Here is a 17,631-nt window from a genome sequence, read left to right as displayed (position 1 = left end):
TTTTTGCGTTTGTCCGCGTTTCACGTGGATTTGATGGGGCCGCCGGCACCCGTCGCAACGACTTGGAATGCTATCGAAAGGACCATTGAATGGTCAGTTTTGGCGGTCTCGCCCGTAAGGTTTTCGGCTCCTCCAACGATCGCCGGGTCAAGTCGACCCGACCGCGCGTCGAAGCGATCAACGCCATGGAAAACGAGATGCGGGCGCTCTCCGACGCCGAGCTGACGGCCCGCACGGAAAAATTCCGCCAGGACGTTGCCAACGGCGCCAGCCTCGATGATCTGCTGGTGCCGGCCTTCGCCACCGTGCGCGAAGCGGCGCGCCGCGTGCTCGGCATGCGCCCGTTCGACGTGCAGCTGATCGGCGGCATGGTGCTGCACAATGGCGGCATCGCCGAGATGCGCACCGGCGAGGGCAAGACGCTTGTCGCCACGCTGCCCGTCTATCTCAACGCGCTCGCCGGCAAGGGCGTCCATGTCGTCACCGTCAACGACTACCTTGCCACACGCGACTCCGAATGGATGGGCCGCGTCTATAAATTCCTCGGCCTTACCGTCGGCGTCATCGTCCATGGCCTGTCCGACGAGGAACGCGCCGCCGCCTATGCCGCCGACGTCACCTACGCCACCAACAACGAGCTCGGCTTCGACTATCTGCGCGACAACATGAAATTCGAGCGCGCGCAGATGGTGCAGCGCGGCCACAGCTACGCGATCGTCGACGAGGTCGACTCCATCCTGGTCGACGAGGCGCGCACGCCGCTGATCATTTCCGGTCCGCTCGAGGACCGCTCGGAAATGTACAACACCATCGATGCCTTCATGCTGAAGCTCGAGCCGGCCGACTACGAGATCGATGAGAAGCAGAAGACCTCGATCTTCACCGAGGAGGGCACCGAGAAGCTGGAGAACCTTTTGCGCGACGCCGACCTGCTCAAGGGCGAGTCGCTCTACGACGTCGAGAACGTCGCCATCGTCCACCACGTCAACAATGCGCTGAAGGCGCACCAGCTGTTCCAGAAGGACAAGGACTATATCGTGCGCAACGGCGAGATCGTCATCATCGACGAATTCACCGGCCGCATGATGCCCGGCCGCCGCTATTCGGAAGGCCTGCACCAGGCGCTCGAGGCCAAGGAGCATGTGGCGATCCAGCCGGAGAACCAGACGCTCGCCTCCGTCACCTTCCAGAATTATTTCCGCCTCTACAAGAAGCTCGCCGGCATGACCGGCACGGCGCTGACCGAGGCCGAGGAATTCGGCAACATCTACAATCTCGACGTCACCGAGATCCCGACCAATCTGCCGGTCATCCGTATCGACGAGGACGACGAGGTCTACCGGACCGTCGAGGAGAAATACAAGGCGATCGTCAAGGAGATCAAGGAAGCCCGCACCAAGGGCCAGCCGACGCTGGTCGGCACCACCTCGATCGAGAAATCCGAGCTGCTGGCCGCGCGCCTGCGCAAGGAAGGCTTCACCGACTTCGAGGTGCTGAACGCCCGCCACCACGAGCGTGAGGCGGCGATCGTCGCCCAGGCCGGAAAACCCGGCGCCATCACCATTGCGACCAACATGGCCGGCCGCGGCACCGACATCCAGCTCGGCGGCAATGCCGACATGCGCATCGCCGAAGAGCTTGGCGATATGCCGACTGGCCCCGAGCGCGAAGCCAGGGAAAAGGCAATCCGCGACGACGTCGCCCGGCTGAAGGAAAAGGCGCTCGCCGCCGGCGGCCTCTACGTGCTCGCCACCGAACGCCATGAAAGCCGCCGCATCGACAACCAGTTGCGCGGCCGCTCAGGCCGCCAGGGCGATCCCGGCCGCTCAAAGTTCTTCCTGTCGCTGCAGGACGATCTGATGCGCATCTTCGGCTCCGAGCGCATGGACGGCATGCTGCAGAAGCTCGGCCTCAAGGAAGACGAGGCGATCATCCACCCCTGGATCAACAAGGCGCTGGAAAAGGCGCAGAAGAAGGTCGAGGCGCGCAACTTCGACATCCGCAAGAACCTGCTGAAATATGATGACGTCTCGAACGACCAGCGCAAGGTGGTGTTCGAGCAGCGCCTCGAGCTGATGGACGGTGAGGGCCTCTCCGAGACCATCGCCGAAATGCGCGAGGGCGTCATCGACGAGATCGTCGCCAAGGCCATTCCCGAAAACGCCTATGCCGAGCAGTGGAACGTCGCCGGCCTCAAGGCCGAGGTCGCCGAATTCCTCAATCTCGACCTGCCGATCGAGGACTGGGTCAAGGAAGAGGGCATTGCCGAGGACGACATCCGCGAGCGCATCAGCCAGGCCGCCGAAACTGCCGCCAAGGAGCGTGCCGAGCGCTTCGGCCCCGACGTGATGACCTATGTCGAGCGCTCGGTGGTGCTGCAGACGCTCGACCATCTGTGGCGCGAGCACATCGTCAACCTCGATCATCTGCGCTCGGTCGTCGGCTTCCGCGGCTACGCCCAGCGCGACCCGCTGCAGGAATACAAGGGCGAGGCGTTCGAGCTGTTCCAGGCTATGCTCGGCAATCTGCGCCAGGCCGTCACCGCGCAATTGATGCGTGTCGAGCTGGTCCGCCAGGCCGCCGAAGCGCCGCCGCCCGAGGCGCCCGATATGTTCGGCAGCCATCTCGACGGCACCACCGGCGAGGACGATTTTAACGGCGGCGAGACCGGGCTTCTGGTTCGCCAGGAGACCAACGCCATCGTCGCCCCCGAAAACCGCGACCCAAACAACCCCGCCACCTGGGGCAAGGTCGGCCGCAATGAGGCCTGCCCGTGTGGTTCAGGCAAGAAGTACAAGCATTGCCATGGGGCGTTTGCGTAAGCTTGCCTTCGCCCCGTTCACGGGGAGAAGGTGCCGGCAGGCGGATGAGGGGCGGCGCCGGCGTTCGCGGTTAGCCAATCTCCCCACCTGAGGGGGAGATGGCCGGCAGGCCAGAGGGGGCGCTGTCCCGCCGGCGTATCCGTTATTACGCCGCTTTCGGCCGCTCCATTTCAGCCTCGAGCTCGAACTTCAACTGCGCGGCCTCTTCCTCCGGCAGCCAAAGCACCATCTGGGGCACGATCTTGCGGTAGAGCCGAGTGCTGTCCTGATCCCAAGGCAACGTCTCCGCGCTGCGTGCCTCGGCGATAAGCCTGTGCAATCGCGCGCGCACCCGGTCCGGATCGCCGTGACAATAAACGGTCGGCGCATCCCATCGTAAGCGTCCGGCGTCCTACGCGGCTTGAGCGTTACGAGGACGCATTCGAGCTCAGAAGAAAGTTGCCAGACTACTTCATCGACTCGACCTTCTACGGAGCCGCGATGCTCGCGGAACTCGGTCGCCTTGACGAGGCGCGACAATGGGCCGAGCTGGCTGTTGCAAGGCCAGCACCCTGGAGGCGCAAGGCAGGCGAAGAAGACGTGCATTCAAATTATGCTCGAAAACAACCCCTACCGCAGCCCGGAGGACCAGCAGCATTTCGCAGATTCATTGCGCAAGGCCGGTGTGCTAGAATAGGCGGGAATATGCATCCGATCATTGCCTGTATCTTGGAGGTGCGAAGTGTCGGGCCAACCCATTACCGTTCTGATGGTCAATGAGTATCCTGACTACATCGACGCCAAAGTGTGGGCTGCTGAGCTGAAGAATCGTGTGCCGCAGCTGGAGTTCAGGCTTTGGCCAGACGTCGGGAACAAAGGAGACATAGATATAGTGCTGATCGACAAAGGCGCCAGTCCTGGCTTTTTCGACGCGATGACAGGACTGCGCGCCGTCGTCTATTTGGGGGCAGGTGTCGACGGTATTGATCTCCAAAGCTTTCCAAAGAGTGTTTCGCTCATTAGGCTCGCAACGCGTGAGCAGGCTTCGGAAGTGGTGCAGTACATCGTCCTTCGCGTTCTCTGCCAGCAACGGCATGTTGCGGAGTACATGAGTCAGCAAGCCCGCAAGATTTGGAGTCCGATCGCGCCGCGGAAGGTCTCCGAGACAAGAATTGTTGTGCTGGGTGCGGGCCGGATCGGTGGCTGGGCCGCAAAGCTGTTTGCGGACCTGGGCTACGACACTGCTGTCTGGTCTCGTCACCAGAAGACGCTTCCTGGCATACAGAGTTACTTTGGCCGTGCCCAGCTTGCGGACGCACTCACACTCCGGGACTACGTTATCTGTTCACTTCCCCTGACTGGTGACACTCGTGGGATACTGAACTCCAGTGCCTTTGGAAAAATGAAGCGAGGTGCCTACCTCGTGAATGTCGCCAGGGGCGCGCATGTCAACGAAGCCGACCTGATCCGCGCTCTCGACGAAGATCAGCTTTCTGGTGCTTGCCTTGACGTGTTTCAGCGTGAACCGCTGGAGGCCTCATCGCCACTGTGGAATCATCCCAAGGTGACCATCACACCTCATGTCGCGAGCTTCTGGGTGGATTCTGGAATCGACCAGGCCGCCGATCTCTGCGGTCAAGTCGCAAGAGGAGAGCCTCTGTCCAACAAGATCGACCTCGAACTGGGTTACTAACTCGAGGTAAGGGCCTCACCCCGAGACACGCAGAGCGGAGTGACCAGCCCCCACCGAGTGGTCCAGGGAGAATGTTAGTGTGGCCTTGGCTGCTGCGCCAAAGGCAGCATGGCCGGCGGAGTCGGTTGGGTAAGCGCAGCCGGCCATGCGGTTAGGCAGCCGAGCGCCTGCTGACGAAGCTCTCCAAGGTGACGATCGCTTACCACCTAGTGGCTGCCCTGCGGGATTTTGTCCGTAATTTCACATTTCATCTCTTCGCTGGCCGCTTTCCATCGGTTTCCATGTAGCGCTCCCATTTACGCGGGTGTCATTGTGGCACTGCTGTTCGATTGGCCGGCAATCTACCCAGTGCTAGCCGCGTGTTTGGCCGTGGTTATTGTCAACCCGCGGCGTAGAATCCTAAACGCCAAAAAGAGGCGCGACAGATACTATCGATCTTGATGCCGCATGCTCCACGGCAACAATTCGTCAATCCTATTGATCGGATGGTCGGCGATGCGAGCGAGGACGTCGCGAAGATAGGATTCGGGATCGAGACCGTTGAGCTTCGCGGTTTCGATCAGCAACAGGATCGCAGCGGCGCGCTCGCCGCCCTTGTCCGATCCGGCGAACAACCAGTTCTTGCGGCCGAGCGCGATCGGCCGGATCGCACGGGCTCCGGCAACTCCCGGCGTTCGCTCGCCCTCATAATGCCACCGGTATGACGAGCGCGCGTTGCCGCGCACCGGCGCGCCGCCCTCCGCTATGGCTCCGGGTGTTCGTCGCTCGAGAAGCCCAAATCGTTGGCTTTCGTCCGCTGCGCGGATCGCTCCCCACCCAACCGTTTCTTAATGTGTTCTCGTTAGACGCAGAGCCAGAAAAGAGGCGGAAAACGGAGAGTAGTGGGTGCGCTTTTCCGCGGCGACGACAGCCGGGCGGTTCCTGCCGCAGCGCCTTGCGCTGCGCGTAAAGCCGCTGCTTGGCCGTATCGATGCCGTGCTGTTCACCGCCGACGAGCGCGGCGAGGCCGGCCGCATGTCGCTGATCGCCTTTTCCATCCGCATCATCAGCGCCGTCATCGCCTTCGTCAGCCAGGTGCTGATGGCGCGCTGGATGGGCTCGTTCGAATACGGCATCTTCGTCCTCGTCTGGGTGACGATGGTCATCGTCGGCAATCTCGCCTGCCTCGGCTTCCACACCTCGGTCATCCGCTTCATTCCCGAATACCGCGAGCGCAACATGCTGGCCGAACTGCGCGGCATCGTGCTGACCAGCCGCCTGTTCGTGCTGGTTGCCTCGACGGCGATCGCCGGGCTGGGCGCGCTCGGCGTCTGGCTGCTCTCGCCCTTTATCGAAAACTACTATGTCGTGCCGTTCATGCTCGGCCTCATCTGCATGCCGATGATCGCCATGTCCGACCTGCTGCAGGGGCTGGCGCGGGCCAACTCATGGGCGCTGTTTGCGCTGGCGCCGACCTATCTGGTGCGGCCGGTGCTGATCCTGGCGCTGATGGCGCTGATGCTTCTGGTCGGCTTTGCGCCCGACGCCAGGACGGCGATCTTCGCCTCGATCGCCGCCGCCTATGCCACCACGCTCGGCCAGCTCATCGGCGTCACGGCGCGCATCGACAAAAACATCCCTGCCGGGCCGATGAAGCTGCATTTCGCGCAGTGGTTTTTCGTGTCGCTGCCGATCTTCCTGGTCGAAGGCTTCTTCTTCCTGCTTACCAATGCCGACGTGCTGATGGTCGGCGCCTATATGAATCCCAACGACGTCGCCGTCTATTTCGCCACGGTCAAAACGCTGGCTCTGGTGCATTTCGTCTATTTCGCGGTCAAGGCGGGCGTCGCCCAGCGCTACGCGCAATTCACCCATGGCGAGCCGGAAAAGCTCGCCGCCTTCGCCCGCGAAACGGTGTCGTGGACGTTCTGGCCGTCGCTGTTGATGGCGCTGCTGGTGCTGGTGCTGGGCGAGCCTATGCTGAGCCTGTTCGGGCCTGAATTCGTTGCCGGCTATCCGCTGTTGTTCCTGCTGGTCTTCGGCGTCGTCGCCCGCGCCGCCGTCGGCCCCTGCGAAAGCCTGCTCACCATGAGCGGCAACCAGAACATCTGTGCCGCCGTCTACGCCATGACGCTGGCCTTCAACATCGGCCTCAATGTGGTGCTGATTCCGCTTTTCGGCCTGTGGGGCGCGGCAATGGCCACCGCCTTTGCCATGATCTTCGAGGCCGGCGCGCTGTCCTTCACCGTCTGGCGCAGGCTCGGCATCGTCATGGCCATTTTCGCAGCTGCCAGAGGAGCCGCGTAATGGCCGCCATCCCGTTGCTCGAGGAAACCAGCGGCGGCCCGGCCGGCGCCATGGTGTCCGGCCTCGCCGGGCTCGCCCGCGAAGCCGATCCCGCCCATCTCGAACTCTTGGCCAACGACCGGCCAGAGCGCAAGCTGGCGATCTACCCGGCCTCCGCCGGCTTCGACCTGGTCGAGGAACTCGGCTATCTCTGCACCCGCACGATCGAGCCCAACGTCTTCTTCAACCCGCGCTTCCTGGCGCCCGCCATGCCGCGGCTGGAAGACCGCGAGGTGCGGCTGGCGGTCATCCGCGACGGCGACGAATACCGCAACCGGCTGCGCCTGCTGGTGCCGTTCTCGATGGAGCGGCCGGCGGTGCCGCTCGGCGTGCGGGTCATGCGCACATGGTCGAGTCCGTTCGGCCCGATCGGCACGCCGCTGGTCGACCGTGACGATCCCGTCGGCGTCATCGAGGATTTCTTCTCGATGCTGTCGCGGCCGCATCTCAAGCTGCCGAAAGTCTTTGTGCTGCCCGACATCCGGCTCGACGGCCCGGTTGCCAGCCTGCTGGCGACGGTCGCCGAGACGCGTGGCCTGACGCTGGTCACCACCGGCAAGGCCGAACGCCCGATGCTCGAAAGCGAGATCGACGGCGATGAGTATCTGAAGGCCTCGCTGCGCTCGCACCACTATCGCGAGTTCCGCCGCCTGAAGCGCCGCCTCGTCGACCTCGGCAGGCTGGAGCATCTGGTGGCGCGCGGACCGGAAAATATCCGACATGCCATTGAACGCTTCCTGACGCTGGAAGCAGCAGGCTGGAAAGGCCGCGAGCGCACCGCCATGGCCATCGACCGCTACCGCGCCGCCTTCGCCCGCGAGGCCGTGCACCGGCTCGCCGAACAGGATCTGTGCCGCATCCATTCACTGACGCTCGACGACCGCACCATCGCCAGCCTGATAGTCTTCGTCGAGGCCGGCGTCGCCTACACCTGGAAGACGGCCTATGACGAGACGCTCGCCGCCTATTCGCCGGGCACGCTCTTGATGATCGAGGTGACCAGGCAGCATCTCGACGATCCCAACATCATGATGACCGATTCCTGCGCCGTGCCCGACCATCCGGTGATGAGCCGGCTATGGACGGAGCGCAGGCCGATCGGCACGCTGGTCATCGGCCTGACGCCGGACGCCGACCGCCTCGCCCGCCAGGCGGCGTCGCAGCTTCACCTCTACCGCGAAACCCGCAACATGGCGCGCCTGCTGCGCAACCGGATGAAGAGCCTGTTGGGGCGGCGGTAGGCTTGGTGGTTCTGCTAAGGGCCTAGTTCCTCGACAGGCCGGGCCAATCAACAGCGAACGTCGATAACTCCTGTCAGTGGCAAATCGCAAACCTCTAGGATTAGCCGAAGCCATTTCATCCCAGGGCGGAGCAAGGAGCGAAGCGACGCGGCGCAGACCCTGGGATCCATGCCGTTACCTGGCGGCAGTGCTCCTGCGGACCAGAACCGAACGCTTCCACCCGGTCCCGCGAAAAAGCTCGAACCATTCTGGATTGGTCTTCTCGATCAGGGTCGATCTTCCATTGGCCAACGCTTCAGCGACGTCTCGCGCTGGATGGCATCGCGAATGTCGAAATGTTCTTCGTACCAGACCAGACGCTGCACGCCGCAGCGGCTGGTGCAGATCGTGCCACGCTTCTGGCTCGCGGTCAGTAGGCATAGCGTCGTTCTGAGCCGCTGCATTCTTCGGCTGATTTCACGGAATGGATCCCAGGGTCTGCGCCGCGTCGCTTCGCTCCTTGCTCCGCCCTGGGATTGTTTGAGAAGGATCAGGTAGTCTGGCGGCCGGAACTGCGGGCTCACAAACAAACCCGCAGTTCCGGCGGCAGGCGACCGTCTACATTCCTTTTCAGGCTCAGTCGAAGAACCAAATCCCTTGTGGACCTAGGTCGTGAGGATTAATTCTCCCAAGCAGCGGAAAGGATTAGCATCGGCGATCGGCCGCGCAACCAGCATCATTGCCACCTTGCACGGCCAGAACAAAAAAACTGGGAGGAATGCATGACGAAAACAACTCGCTTCAGGCGTCGCAGTATTCTCGCTTTGATCGGTCTTATTGGCGGCTGTCTGAACGCGGCTGCAGTTCAGGCCACCGAGCCCAACAAGGCCGACATCGATGCCCTGAAACAATCGCTATCCAAGTACGAAGACTACAAGGCCGCCATCCGCGACCTGTATCTGTCGACGGTCGGATGCGTTTACTACAGCGGCGAAAAGGTGGCTGGAGCTATGGACTACCCGAAGGGCGCGATGGGCATTCATTTCGTCAACGTCGCGAGCGTCAGCCCGACACCAGATCCGACGCGCCCCAATGTCCTTATCTATGAGCCGGTCGACAACGGCTTGCGCCTGGTCGCCGTGGAATGGCTCGTGCCCTTGACGCCCGACACCAAGGAGCCGCCGACACTCTTTGGACAGACATTCCAGGGGCCGATGGAGGGGCACTATCCGCTTATTCCGAAGGAATTCTACCACTACGATCTTCACGCCTGGCTGTTCAAGGACAACCCGCTCGGAATGTTCAGCCCGACGAACCCTGACGTGAAATGCGACAATTACGCGTTTCCGATGCCGGAGCAGCCGACCAAGATGGTGCCGGGGCCGATGTAATAGCGACTTAGGCTACGCAATCCGGAAGGTGTCAGGAAGGCCCGGGCTCAATTGCAGTTATCCCAGTGCGCCTGGGATAACCTCCCACCGAGCTTTCAAGGTCTCTCGGGTGGGAAATGGTGCCCCTAGCCGATGTGACTGAAGCGAACAAAATCAGTCAGTTGCAAAAAGGTGGGACAGCCGTCGAAAGCCACGTTTCATTTGGTTTTCTCGCGCGCTGGTCCCACTTTTTAGTTTCGCCCGCCGCCAGCCACGGGCGTGATAGGCCAAGGGAAAATCCGAGCCTGATCAACAACAGTTTCGAATCCGAGAACTGGCAAAAAAAGGCCGACCGGCAAACCGGTTCCTTTGCCTCAAGCGTTCGAGCTTCGACCAGATGAGGAATATCTCTCCGCCAGCTGGCTTGAGTTCCATGGAGAGGAGAGAGCTGCCAGCGTTGTCGCGACTGTTCACACGCTTCGGAAATGCGTGAACATCAAACCAAAGGATAAGTGTGGCTTTGCTCTGGGGATCGTAGGGGAGATCAAAGCTACATGCGCCTCGTTCAAGAAGTCGATCCGCATCGTTCACGAGAAGAGTAGCAACAATCCAGCCTATGCCGCTGTGCGACAAATCGGCCCGAACAACCTTGATCTCATGGAAGCTTTGGCGAAGGGTGCGTGGCGCTCGGTCGTACTGAATGCAGACGTCGACGGCGCAAAGAGTGCCTAACTGGGCTTCGCATCGGCTGTAACAACCCACCGAGCTGCAGCTAGCGCCGGTATTTTTCCGTCTCGGCCATGAAGCGCGTGAACTCGCGCTCGAGCTTGAAGACCGCCTCGTCTTTCGTGCCGGCGTTACCGCGCTGCCCGCCATGACGACGGAAGCGCGGATCGGAGGTCGAGATCGACCAGAACCAAGTTCCTGAGAGCGAACCCCATTGGTTCTTCAAAATGCGGCCGACTGAGGATTGCAGGAAACTCGCGGTAAATCGTACTGTCCAGTTTGGCTAGCGATCACGGTTCTGCCCCAGTCCAGCCAGGCACGAGCGCCGCGGTCGCGGACGAACTTGAAGGCCTCGACAGGGTTTTCGAAGGCAGCAAGTATGGTGCTCCCTTCGACGATCTGGAAGCCGCGCTGGTAGGCGAGGCGCACCTTGAGGCGCTCGCTCATCCTCGGAACCGCTCGGTGGTCCAATGGATCTTGCCGCCGATCTTCATCGGCTTATGGATCATCAGGCGCTTGGGCAGGTGCTCGGGATGAACCTCGAGCAATGTGATCTTCACCGTTGGCTTGCAGCGGCTGCAGTCGAATTTGAGCTTCAGCGGATCGACCCCGCCGCCATAGACCATCATCAGGTCCGCTGAACGGCAGTAGCGAACATTGCCGCAACTGCATTCAGCCTTGACGAGCATGTTGTGCCGGGTCGCCTTGCCCAGCGTGTCGATCGGATCGTGCGCCATGAGAACGAATAAGGAACATTTTCCTTGATCGTCAAGACGGGCCGTGGAATCTTTCCACCAATCTGAAGTGAGAACATACCGATGAGCGAAGAGCTGATCCGCCTTCCCGCAATGGAGCCTGTCACGCGCCCCGGCATTCAGCACCACAGGTGCGAGCATCCCGGCTGCGGCAAGAATGCCGGATGGGGCTTCGCCAAGCCGCGGCAGCCGTCGCACTGGTTCTGTTTCGAGCACCGCGCCGAAGGCGAGCGATACCTCTGAGCATGCCCGGATGATCAGACCGCCAAGACAACAGGGCGAATACGCCGATCGCGAGATTGACTGCCAGGAGGCCATGGAGCCAGGCTTTCAGGCAATCGTTGATTGCATGCTGGAGGCCGGCTGGACGCGCGGAGAGGTCATGCGCGCGCTTCAGCGCCTGGTCGCCGCCGACAATATGACGCAAAAGGAAAACGCCAAGGTCGAGGCGCAGCTCGCGATAGCCCGCGCCATGATGCGTGCAGGAAGGCGTTCTGGTCTTTATCCTCCTGCAGCGGCGGTACTATCGTATCAAACAAACGTTGGCAAGCGGGACAACCATTCAATATGGAGTCCTTTTGCCCCTATTCGTCACCTCGAATCCGGCCGCTCCCAGGGCCTGTCAAGCACGGGAGTACAAGGGAAATGCCGGTGCCGGCAAGCGCCGAGACGATCATCAGCAGATGGGTGTTGATGCTCGCCTTGGCGAGAACGGCAAGTCCGTCAGCATTCTCACCGGCGCCGAAGGCCGCAGCGACGGCGACGATGCCGGCCGGATAGGTGCCGACGCCGCCCGGCGCATGGACCGGCAGTACCGACGAGAGCTCTCCACCCAACGCGCCGCCGAAGCATGCGGCGAGCGGGCCGACGCCCATCAGCGCCAGTACCCAGGCGAGCACCAGCACCTTCACGCCCCAGTTCAGAACGGTCAGTGCCCAAGCGCGGACGAACGCGGCGAGGTTTTGCGGAATGCCGTCGGCGATCTGGTCGACCAGCTTCGAAAACTTCGCCGGAAGCTTTCGCCGGGCCGCGCGGAGCACCGGATCGTGGAACGGGAAAACGAGCAGCGGCGAACCCAGGAACAGAATCCAGAGGCCGCAGGCCCACAGCGCGTAGCCCGTTTCCATGATCAGACCGACGCCGGCCGCAGCTAGCAGCGCGTGCAGGTCGAGCGATCTCAGCACCAGCAGCGCCGAGGTTCCGTGCGCCAGCGGCACGCCGAACTCGGAGCGCATCAGCAGCGGAAAGCTGGTCTCGCCAGCCCGGAAAGGCAGCATGATGTTGAGGATGTTGTGAACCTGCGTCACACGGAACAGCCGCAGGAACCGGCCGGCCGTCTCACGCGGGAAATAATCGTGCATGCGGTGGGCGCGGACGAAATAGGTGGCGACAAGCAGCGTGAGCGCAGCCAGGATCGTGCCGAACCCGACCTCCCGCCATACTGCGAGGATCGACGGCCAACCCCAGATCCATTGCACGAAACCCGCGTAAAAGACGATGACCGCCACCGCGAACAGCACCAACCGGTTTTTCGCCAGCCAATTCCATGGGACGCCGTCAGTCATCTTGCCGATTTGCCTTCGATTTGCTTTGAACCGCCGCCTGGCGTACCAGAAGGCCGCCTCAAAGCCGAATTTCCATCGAGAGATCCCGTGTCGAAATCCCAACCTGTTCCGCTTTTCGCCCGAGATGCGGCCGACGAAATCGAGCTGTCCGTCCTTATCCCGGTCTGCAACGAGGAAGAAAGCATCGCGCCGCTGTTCGAGCGGATCTGCGATGCCCTCAAGGATTTCGGCAAGCCGTGGGAGCTGATCATCGTCGACGATGGATCGACGGACGGTACGCTTGTCAATGTCCGCAAGGAATTCGGCCGCGAAGGGCTCGACCTCAGGATCATCGAGTTCCAGCGCAATTTCGGCAAGGCGGCCGGCCTGCAGGCCGGCATCGACACGGCGCGCGGCCGGCTGCTGGTGACGCTCGACGGCGACCTGCAGAACGACCCTTACGACATTCCAAAGATGATCGCGGTGATCGAGGAACGGGAACTCGATCTGCTCTGCGGCTGGCGCAAGAGCCGGCAGGACGGGCTGGTGCTCCGGCTCATCCCCTCCTGGATCGCCAATCGGCTGATCCGCAAGATCACCGGGGTAACGATCCATGACTATGGCTGCGGGCTCAAGCTCTACCGCACCAAAGTCCTCAAGCAGATCAGAATCCTCGGCGGCATGCACCGTTTCATCCCCGCATGGATCGCCGGCGTCGTACCGACGTCGCGGATCGGCGAGATGGCGGTCAATCACCATGCGCGCCAGTTCGGCGAATCGAAATACGGCATCTGGCGGACGTTCCGGGTGTTCCTCGACCTGCTCTCGGTGCTGTTCTTCATGCGTTTCCGCCAGCGGCCCGGGCATTTCTTCGGCTCGATCGGGTTGGTGTTCGGCGGGATCAGCGCCCTGATGTTTCTCTATCTTTTCTGGGCGAAATTCATCCTCGGTGAAAGCATCGGCACGCGGCCGATGCTGACCATCGCCGTGATGCTGTTCCTGGGCTCCGTGCAGATGATCACCACCGGCATCCTGGCGGAGATGCTGGCGCGAACAGAGCGCGACACGACGAATTACGTTATCCGCAAAAGCTACGGTCGGGACGGCTGACGTGATCGAACGGCTGACACGCAACGGCAGCGCGCTCTATCTGCTGCTGGCCGGCTATTTCGCCGTCAACGTGCTTGTCCGCCTCGCCATGCCAGCCTCCCTGGAACTTGACGAGGGCCAGCAGCTCTTCCTCGCGCAATGGTTCGCCAGCGGCTATGACAGCCAGCCGCCATTCTACAACTGGCTGCAATATGGCGTGGTGCAGGTCCTCGGCGACACGGTCGCGGCGCTGTCGATCCTCAAGAACCTGATGCTGTTCGGCTGCTTCCTGTTCTTCGGGCTGACGGCTCACCTCGTCATCCGCGACCGGACGCTCGCCATCATCGCCACGCTCGGCCTGCTAACTATGCCGCAGATCGGCTTCGAAGCGGAGCGTGACCTGACGCACACCGTGGCGGTGCTTTTCGCGGCTTGCCTCCTCGTCTATTTTTTCATCCGGGCACTGCGGGAGCCGAATGCCCTGAACTACGCGCTGACCGGCGTCGCCATGGGCATCGGGGTCATCTCGAAATACAACTTCGTCCTGCTGCCGATCGCAGCGATCATCGCCATCCTGCCGGAGCGAAAGCTCCGGGGAAGGCTGCTCGATCCGCACATGCTCCTCGCAATCCTTGTCGCCGCGGCGATCGTGCTGCCGCACGGTCTGTGGTTCCTCGATCATATCGACGCCGCGACGGCCCGAACCATGAGCAAGCTGACGGGAGATGCCGATGGCAGCCGGCTGGACCAGATCGCCGAGGGTCTGCTGTCGCTGGTCGACGCGATTGCGGGTTTCACACTTGCGACCCTGCTGCTCTTCGCGATCGCATTTGGCGGCACGCTGCTCCGCTCCTGGAAGGCGGAAAGCCAATGGGCGCGATTGATCGGCCGGATGTTTTTGGTCATCGTGGTCGCGCTGGTGCTCATGGTTCTGTTCGGCGGCGCGGACCATATCGAGGATCGCTGGCTCGTTCCCTTCTTCTTCCTGCTGCCGACCTATCTGTGCCTAAAGATCGAAGCATCGGGCGAGACGATCGCCGGCGCCGCTCGCAGGTTCGGCGTCATCGCCCCTGCCATCATGGTAGCGGTGCCGCTCGTGCTTTTCACGCGCACGCCACTGTTCGGCGCGATGGGGCGCTATGGAAAGCAGAACGTGCCGTATGGCCCAGCGATTACAGCAATCCTGTCATCCAACAAAGACCAGCCGTTGGTCATCTTGGCCGACGATCATCAGATGGCTGGCAACTTGCGCCTGCATGCGCAGGACATTCCGGTGATGCTTCCGGGCTATGAAAGCTTCGAACGGCCTTACGCATTCGACCCGGCGCATCCGGCGCTGGTCGTCTGGCGCAACAAGGGCAAGCCCGATCCGGCGATGCCCGACGATCTCGCGGCCTGGGTCGAGGCCAGACCGGAACTGCGCGGCGTGGAGCCCGAAGTGAAGGACGTTGCGCTGCCCTATCACTATGGGCGCGACGGCGACGTCTATCATTTCGGCTATGCGTGGATCTATCCCGCCGGTATGTAGTGGGCTCATCCCGGGGCGTTGGCAGCTTGAAGTGGCTGATCGCCCGCTACCGAGAGACCAGCGCTTACAGGGACGTCCAGCGTCCAGCTACTCATCGGTGTCATTGTCAGAATTGTCGTCATTAGAGTTATCTTCGTCGGCTCGGGCCTTTGCACAATAATCGCTCCGTGTCCCATTATACGACCGGATAAGGCCGGTAGATTTAATCGCAAGTGACCGACTGCAGAAGTCTCCGGCGCGAGGATCTTGCCGTCGCCGGCAAGCAGCATGTCAAAGCCGGCTGGCTGACAATCCGGCCGGGCAAGACCGCGAAGAAGACCGGCGTCGTCATCGAACTTCCGATCCTGCCGATCCTGCAGGACGAGATCGATGCCGGTGCTGCCGGCGACATGACCTTCCTCGAATCGGAATGGAAGCGGCCGTTCACGGTGAACTCGCTCGGCAACAAGATGCGCGACTGGTGCGACCAGGCCGACCTGCCACAATGCTCTCTGCATGGTCTGCGCAAGCTCGGCGCCACGATCGCGGCCGAGAACGGCGCAACGGATGAAGAGCTGATGGCGATCTATGGCTGGGTCACCAAGACGCAATCGACGCTCTACACGAAGAAGGCCAGACGCAAGCTGATCGCCGGCCGCGCAGCTCACAAACTGCTCTTCACCGCGGAACAAAAAATGGACGAAACTGTCCCACCGCTTCAGGCGGTTGAAGAAAGTGGGACAAAAACAGGCAAAAAACTGAGGAAAATCAGCGCCTGAAAAAGCAGGTGGTGCCCCTAGCCGGGATCGAACCAGCACTCCTTGCGGAACTCGATTTTGAGTCGAGCGCGTCTACCAATTCCGCCATAGGGGCTCAGGCCGGGCGGCCTGGATGGGCGCGGACTATACGGTTGGAGGCCTGTTCGTCAACTGGCCAATTCCCGGCAAGCGGCCTTTGCTCAATCCCCAGCCTTTCGATTTCGTGAAGCCGCGGCCATTGTGCGGCGCAGAAAATCTTTCTAGACAGGCAGCGCAATGAAGCGCGTCGCGTCTGGAGAGATTCATATGGCGCGCTTTTGGTCTTTGTTTTTATGCATCGTTATCCCAAAGGCGCTGCGCATTTTGGGCGACGTGCATCAGGAGTGCCGATGCTTCGCGGACTTTACGACTGGACCTTGTCGCTGGCGGCCAAGAAATCCGCCGAGTGGTGGCTGGCCTTCATCGCTTTCGTCGAAAGCTCGGTGTTCCTGGTGCCGGCCGACGTGCTCTATCTGCCGATGGCGCTGTCGCGGCCGGATCGCGCCTATCGCTACGCGCTGGTCGCCACGCTGGCCTCCGTTCTGGGTGGTATAGCCGGCTGGTACATCGGCCACTATGCCTACGACACGGTGGCGCGGCCGATCCTCGAATTCTACGGTAAGTATGACGACTTCGAGACACTGCGCGTCTCGGCGGGCACCGGATTCATCGTCCTGATGCTGATCACCTCGGGCCTCGCCCATCTGCCGCCGATCAAGGTGGTGACGATCCTGTCCGGCGTCATCGGCACGCCTTTGCTGCTGTTCATCGTGCTGGCGATCGTGGCGCGCGGCGCCCGCTTCCTGTTCCTCGCCTGGCTGCTGCGCCGCTATGGCGAACCGATCCGCGAGTTCATCGAAAAGCGCCTCGGCATGATCGCCGGCGCCGGCGCCGCTGCCCTGATTTCGCTCTATATCGTCGTCAAATACGCCTTTTAGAGCAAGGATGTTCAATTTGACCCATCCCTTGAGGGGAATGGACGGTAGATCGATGACAGCGACCGTGAATGCCGACACTGGAGGCCAGCGCATGCGGACGGCGTTGTTTCTGGCCGTCGCCATGGCCGCCACCGTCGGCTCGGCGCTGGCCTTCCAGTATCTCGGCGGCTACATCCCCTGCAAGCTCTGCCTGGAGCAGCGCACCCCCTACTACGTCGGCGTGCCGCTGATGCTGCTGGCGGCGCTGTCGTCGGCGCTGCGCTGGCCGGCCTGGCTGACACGCGGCCTGCTGGCCGTCGGCGGCCTGCTGATGGCCTACGGCGTCTATCTCGGCGTCTATCATTCCGGCGTCGAATGGGCGTGGTGGCCGGGGCCGACCGATTGTGCGGCGGCTGCAGGACCGGTGGACACCGGCGGCAAGGGCGTGCTCGACGCGCTCGACCAATTCGTCCCGCCCTCCTGCGACAAGGCGGCACTGCGCATCCTCGGCCTGTCGCTGGCCGGCTGGAACGCCATCGCCTGCTTTGTCCTGGCAGTCATCGCCTTCCGCGGCGCCTTTGCCCGCGACTGAGCAAACAGGTTCGGGCTGCCTCAGACCTGCTCGACACTAAGGATGTGCATCGATCCGTGCTCTCCGAGATATGCGGCCAGACAGTCCCAGAATTCGTCGAGCAGGGCCTTTCCGTCGGCGTCAAAGTCATTTCGTGCGATTAGTAGAAGTTTCCCGTTGGCATAAGTGCAGCTAGGCCGCTCGTGCCAAGTCCGATGGATGCGAAACTCTTGCTCTATGTCGATGGCAGCTTGCGGACCTGAACCCGGCGCCACGTCAAGGCACTCGATCATGATCTTGTACATGCGTCGGCCAA

At 61.9% G+C, this 17,631-nt stretch carries 19 protein-coding genes, 1 tRNA gene and 1 pseudogene; 12 read left to right on the top strand and 9 right to left on the bottom strand.

From position 1 onward, the window contains the following. Window positions 1–89 precede the first annotated feature (89 nt). On the top strand, window positions 90–2,822 hold the full coding sequence (gene secA / locus IHQ72_RS07775) for a preprotein translocase subunit SecA (protein ID WP_258121900.1): 2,733 nt from the start codon (window positions 90–92) through the stop codon (window positions 2,820–2,822). Between the two features lie 145 nt (window positions 2,823–2,967). Here secA and IHQ72_RS07770 read toward each other — a convergent pair whose 3' ends face one another. Beyond that, window positions 2,968–3,141 carry a hypothetical protein gene (locus tag IHQ72_RS07770; RefSeq protein WP_258121899.1) on the bottom strand — a complete coding sequence of 58 codons (174 nt, stop codon included), beginning with the start codon at window positions 3,139–3,141 and terminating at the stop codon, window positions 2,968–2,970. A gap of 402 nt (window positions 3,142–3,543) precedes the next feature. On the opposite strand from IHQ72_RS07770, the gene IHQ72_RS07765 reads away from it, so the two are divergent. Then, a complete protein-coding gene (locus IHQ72_RS07765) occupies window positions 3,544–4,494 on the top strand; it encodes an NAD(P)-dependent oxidoreductase (RefSeq protein ID WP_258121898.1) in 951 nt (316 codons plus the stop codon). Window positions 4,495–4,922: 428 nt separating this feature from the next. Here IHQ72_RS07765 and IHQ72_RS07760 read toward each other — a convergent pair. Next, window positions 4,923–5,147, bottom strand: a pseudogene (locus tag IHQ72_RS07760) (transposase domain-containing protein); the annotation flags it as partial. Window positions 5,148–5,379: 232 nt separating this feature from the next. Here IHQ72_RS07760 and IHQ72_RS07755 point away from each other — a divergent pair. Beyond that, entirely contained in the window at window positions 5,380–6,780 is a 1,401-nt protein-coding gene (locus IHQ72_RS07755) for a lipopolysaccharide biosynthesis protein (RefSeq protein ID WP_258121897.1), read from the top strand. Next, a complete protein-coding gene (locus IHQ72_RS07750; protein ID WP_258121896.1) occupies window positions 6,780–8,060 on the top strand; it encodes a GNAT family N-acetyltransferase in 1,281 nt (426 codons plus the stop codon). The genes IHQ72_RS07755 and IHQ72_RS07750 overlap by 1 nt, the downstream gene beginning before the upstream one ends. A 266-nt stretch (window positions 8,061–8,326) precedes the next feature. Here the strand turns inward: IHQ72_RS07750 and IHQ72_RS07745 are convergent, their stop codons facing one another. Next, a complete protein-coding gene (locus tag IHQ72_RS07745) occupies window positions 8,327–8,623 on the bottom strand; it encodes a GIY-YIG nuclease family protein (RefSeq protein ID WP_258121895.1) in 297 nt (98 codons plus the stop codon). Window positions 8,624–8,821: 198 nt separating this feature from the next. Between IHQ72_RS07745 and IHQ72_RS07740 the strand changes: the two genes are divergently transcribed. From IHQ72_RS07740 to IHQ72_RS07730, 3 genes are all read left to right on the top strand, one after another. Beyond that, entirely contained in the window at window positions 8,822–9,430 is a 609-nt protein-coding gene (locus IHQ72_RS07740; protein WP_258121894.1) for a hypothetical protein, read from the top strand. A gap of 116 nt (window positions 9,431–9,546) precedes the next feature. Further along, complete coding sequence (locus tag IHQ72_RS07735; RefSeq protein ID WP_258121893.1) at window positions 9,547–9,810, top strand: hypothetical protein; 264 nt, start codon at window positions 9,547–9,549, stop codon at window positions 9,808–9,810. A gap of 88 nt (window positions 9,811–9,898) precedes the next feature. Next, window positions 9,899–10,141 carry a hypothetical protein gene (locus IHQ72_RS07730; RefSeq protein WP_258121892.1) on the top strand — a complete coding sequence of 81 codons (243 nt, stop codon included), beginning with the start codon at window positions 9,899–9,901 and terminating at the stop codon, window positions 10,139–10,141. Between the two features lie 40 nt (window positions 10,142–10,181). Here IHQ72_RS07730 and IHQ72_RS07725 read toward each other — a convergent pair whose 3' ends face one another. The 4 genes from IHQ72_RS07725 to IHQ72_RS07710 form a co-directional block, all read right to left on the bottom strand. Continuing rightward, on the bottom strand, window positions 10,182–10,361 hold the full coding sequence (locus tag IHQ72_RS07725) for a hypothetical protein (protein WP_258121891.1): 180 nt from the start codon (window positions 10,359–10,361) through the stop codon (window positions 10,182–10,184). Next, complete coding sequence (locus tag IHQ72_RS07720; RefSeq protein ID WP_258121890.1) at window positions 10,358–10,582, bottom strand: hypothetical protein; 225 nt, start codon at window positions 10,580–10,582, stop codon at window positions 10,358–10,360. Before IHQ72_RS07720 ends, IHQ72_RS07725 begins: the two co-directional genes overlap by 4 nt. After that, entirely contained in the window at window positions 10,579–11,031 is a 453-nt protein-coding gene (locus IHQ72_RS07715; RefSeq protein WP_258124090.1) for a hypothetical protein, read from the bottom strand. Before IHQ72_RS07715 ends, IHQ72_RS07720 begins: the two co-directional genes overlap by 4 nt. A 443-nt stretch (window positions 11,032–11,474) precedes the next feature. Further along, window positions 11,475–12,455: a lysylphosphatidylglycerol synthase domain-containing protein gene (locus IHQ72_RS07710; RefSeq protein ID WP_258121889.1), complete on the bottom strand. Its 981-nt coding sequence runs from the start codon at window positions 12,453–12,455 to the stop codon at window positions 11,475–11,477. 87 nt (window positions 12,456–12,542) lie between these two features. On the opposite strand from IHQ72_RS07710, the gene IHQ72_RS07705 reads away from it, so the two are divergent. From IHQ72_RS07705 to IHQ72_RS07695, 3 genes are all read left to right on the top strand, one after another. Continuing rightward, window positions 12,543–13,544, top strand: a complete 1,002-nt coding sequence (locus IHQ72_RS07705; RefSeq protein ID WP_258121888.1) for a glycosyltransferase family 2 protein — start codon at window positions 12,543–12,545, stop codon at window positions 13,542–13,544. Window position 13,545: 1 nt separating this feature from the next. Next, window positions 13,546–15,051 carry an ArnT family glycosyltransferase gene (locus tag IHQ72_RS07700; protein WP_258121887.1) on the top strand — a complete coding sequence of 502 codons (1,506 nt, stop codon included), beginning with the start codon at window positions 13,546–13,548 and terminating at the stop codon, window positions 15,049–15,051. A 212-nt stretch (window positions 15,052–15,263) separates the two neighbouring features. After that, window positions 15,264–15,809: a tyrosine-type recombinase/integrase gene (locus tag IHQ72_RS07695; RefSeq protein ID WP_258121886.1), complete on the top strand. Its 546-nt coding sequence runs from the start codon at window positions 15,264–15,266 to the stop codon at window positions 15,807–15,809. 9 nt (window positions 15,810–15,818) lie between these two features. Here the strand turns inward: IHQ72_RS07695 and IHQ72_RS07690 are convergent. Beyond that, window positions 15,819–15,903, bottom strand: a tRNA-Leu gene (locus tag IHQ72_RS07690). A gap of 274 nt (window positions 15,904–16,177) precedes the next feature. On the opposite strand from IHQ72_RS07690, the gene IHQ72_RS07685 reads away from it, so the two are divergent. Together IHQ72_RS07685 and IHQ72_RS07680 are read left to right on the top strand one after the other, a co-directional pair. Next, window positions 16,178–16,765 (top strand): YqaA family protein, encoded by a 588-nt coding sequence (locus tag IHQ72_RS07685; RefSeq protein ID WP_027153359.1) that lies wholly within the window; start codon window positions 16,178–16,180, stop codon window positions 16,763–16,765. Between the two features lie 52 nt (window positions 16,766–16,817). Further along, entirely contained in the window at window positions 16,818–17,336 is a 519-nt protein-coding gene (locus tag IHQ72_RS07680; RefSeq protein ID WP_258121885.1) for a disulfide bond formation protein B, read from the top strand. A gap of 20 nt (window positions 17,337–17,356) precedes the next feature. Here IHQ72_RS07680 and IHQ72_RS07675 read toward each other — a convergent pair whose 3' ends face one another. After that, on the bottom strand, window positions 17,357–17,620 hold the full coding sequence (locus IHQ72_RS07675; protein WP_258121884.1) for a hypothetical protein: 264 nt from the start codon (window positions 17,618–17,620) through the stop codon (window positions 17,357–17,359). Window positions 17,621–17,631 lie beyond the last annotated feature (11 nt).

This window comes from Mesorhizobium onobrychidis, from assembly GCF_024707545.1.
GTDB lineage: Bacteria > Pseudomonadota > Alphaproteobacteria > Rhizobiales > Rhizobiaceae > Mesorhizobium > Mesorhizobium onobrychidis.
Note: the sequence above shows the minus strand (reverse complement) of the source record. Positions and strands in the feature narration are given on the sequence as shown.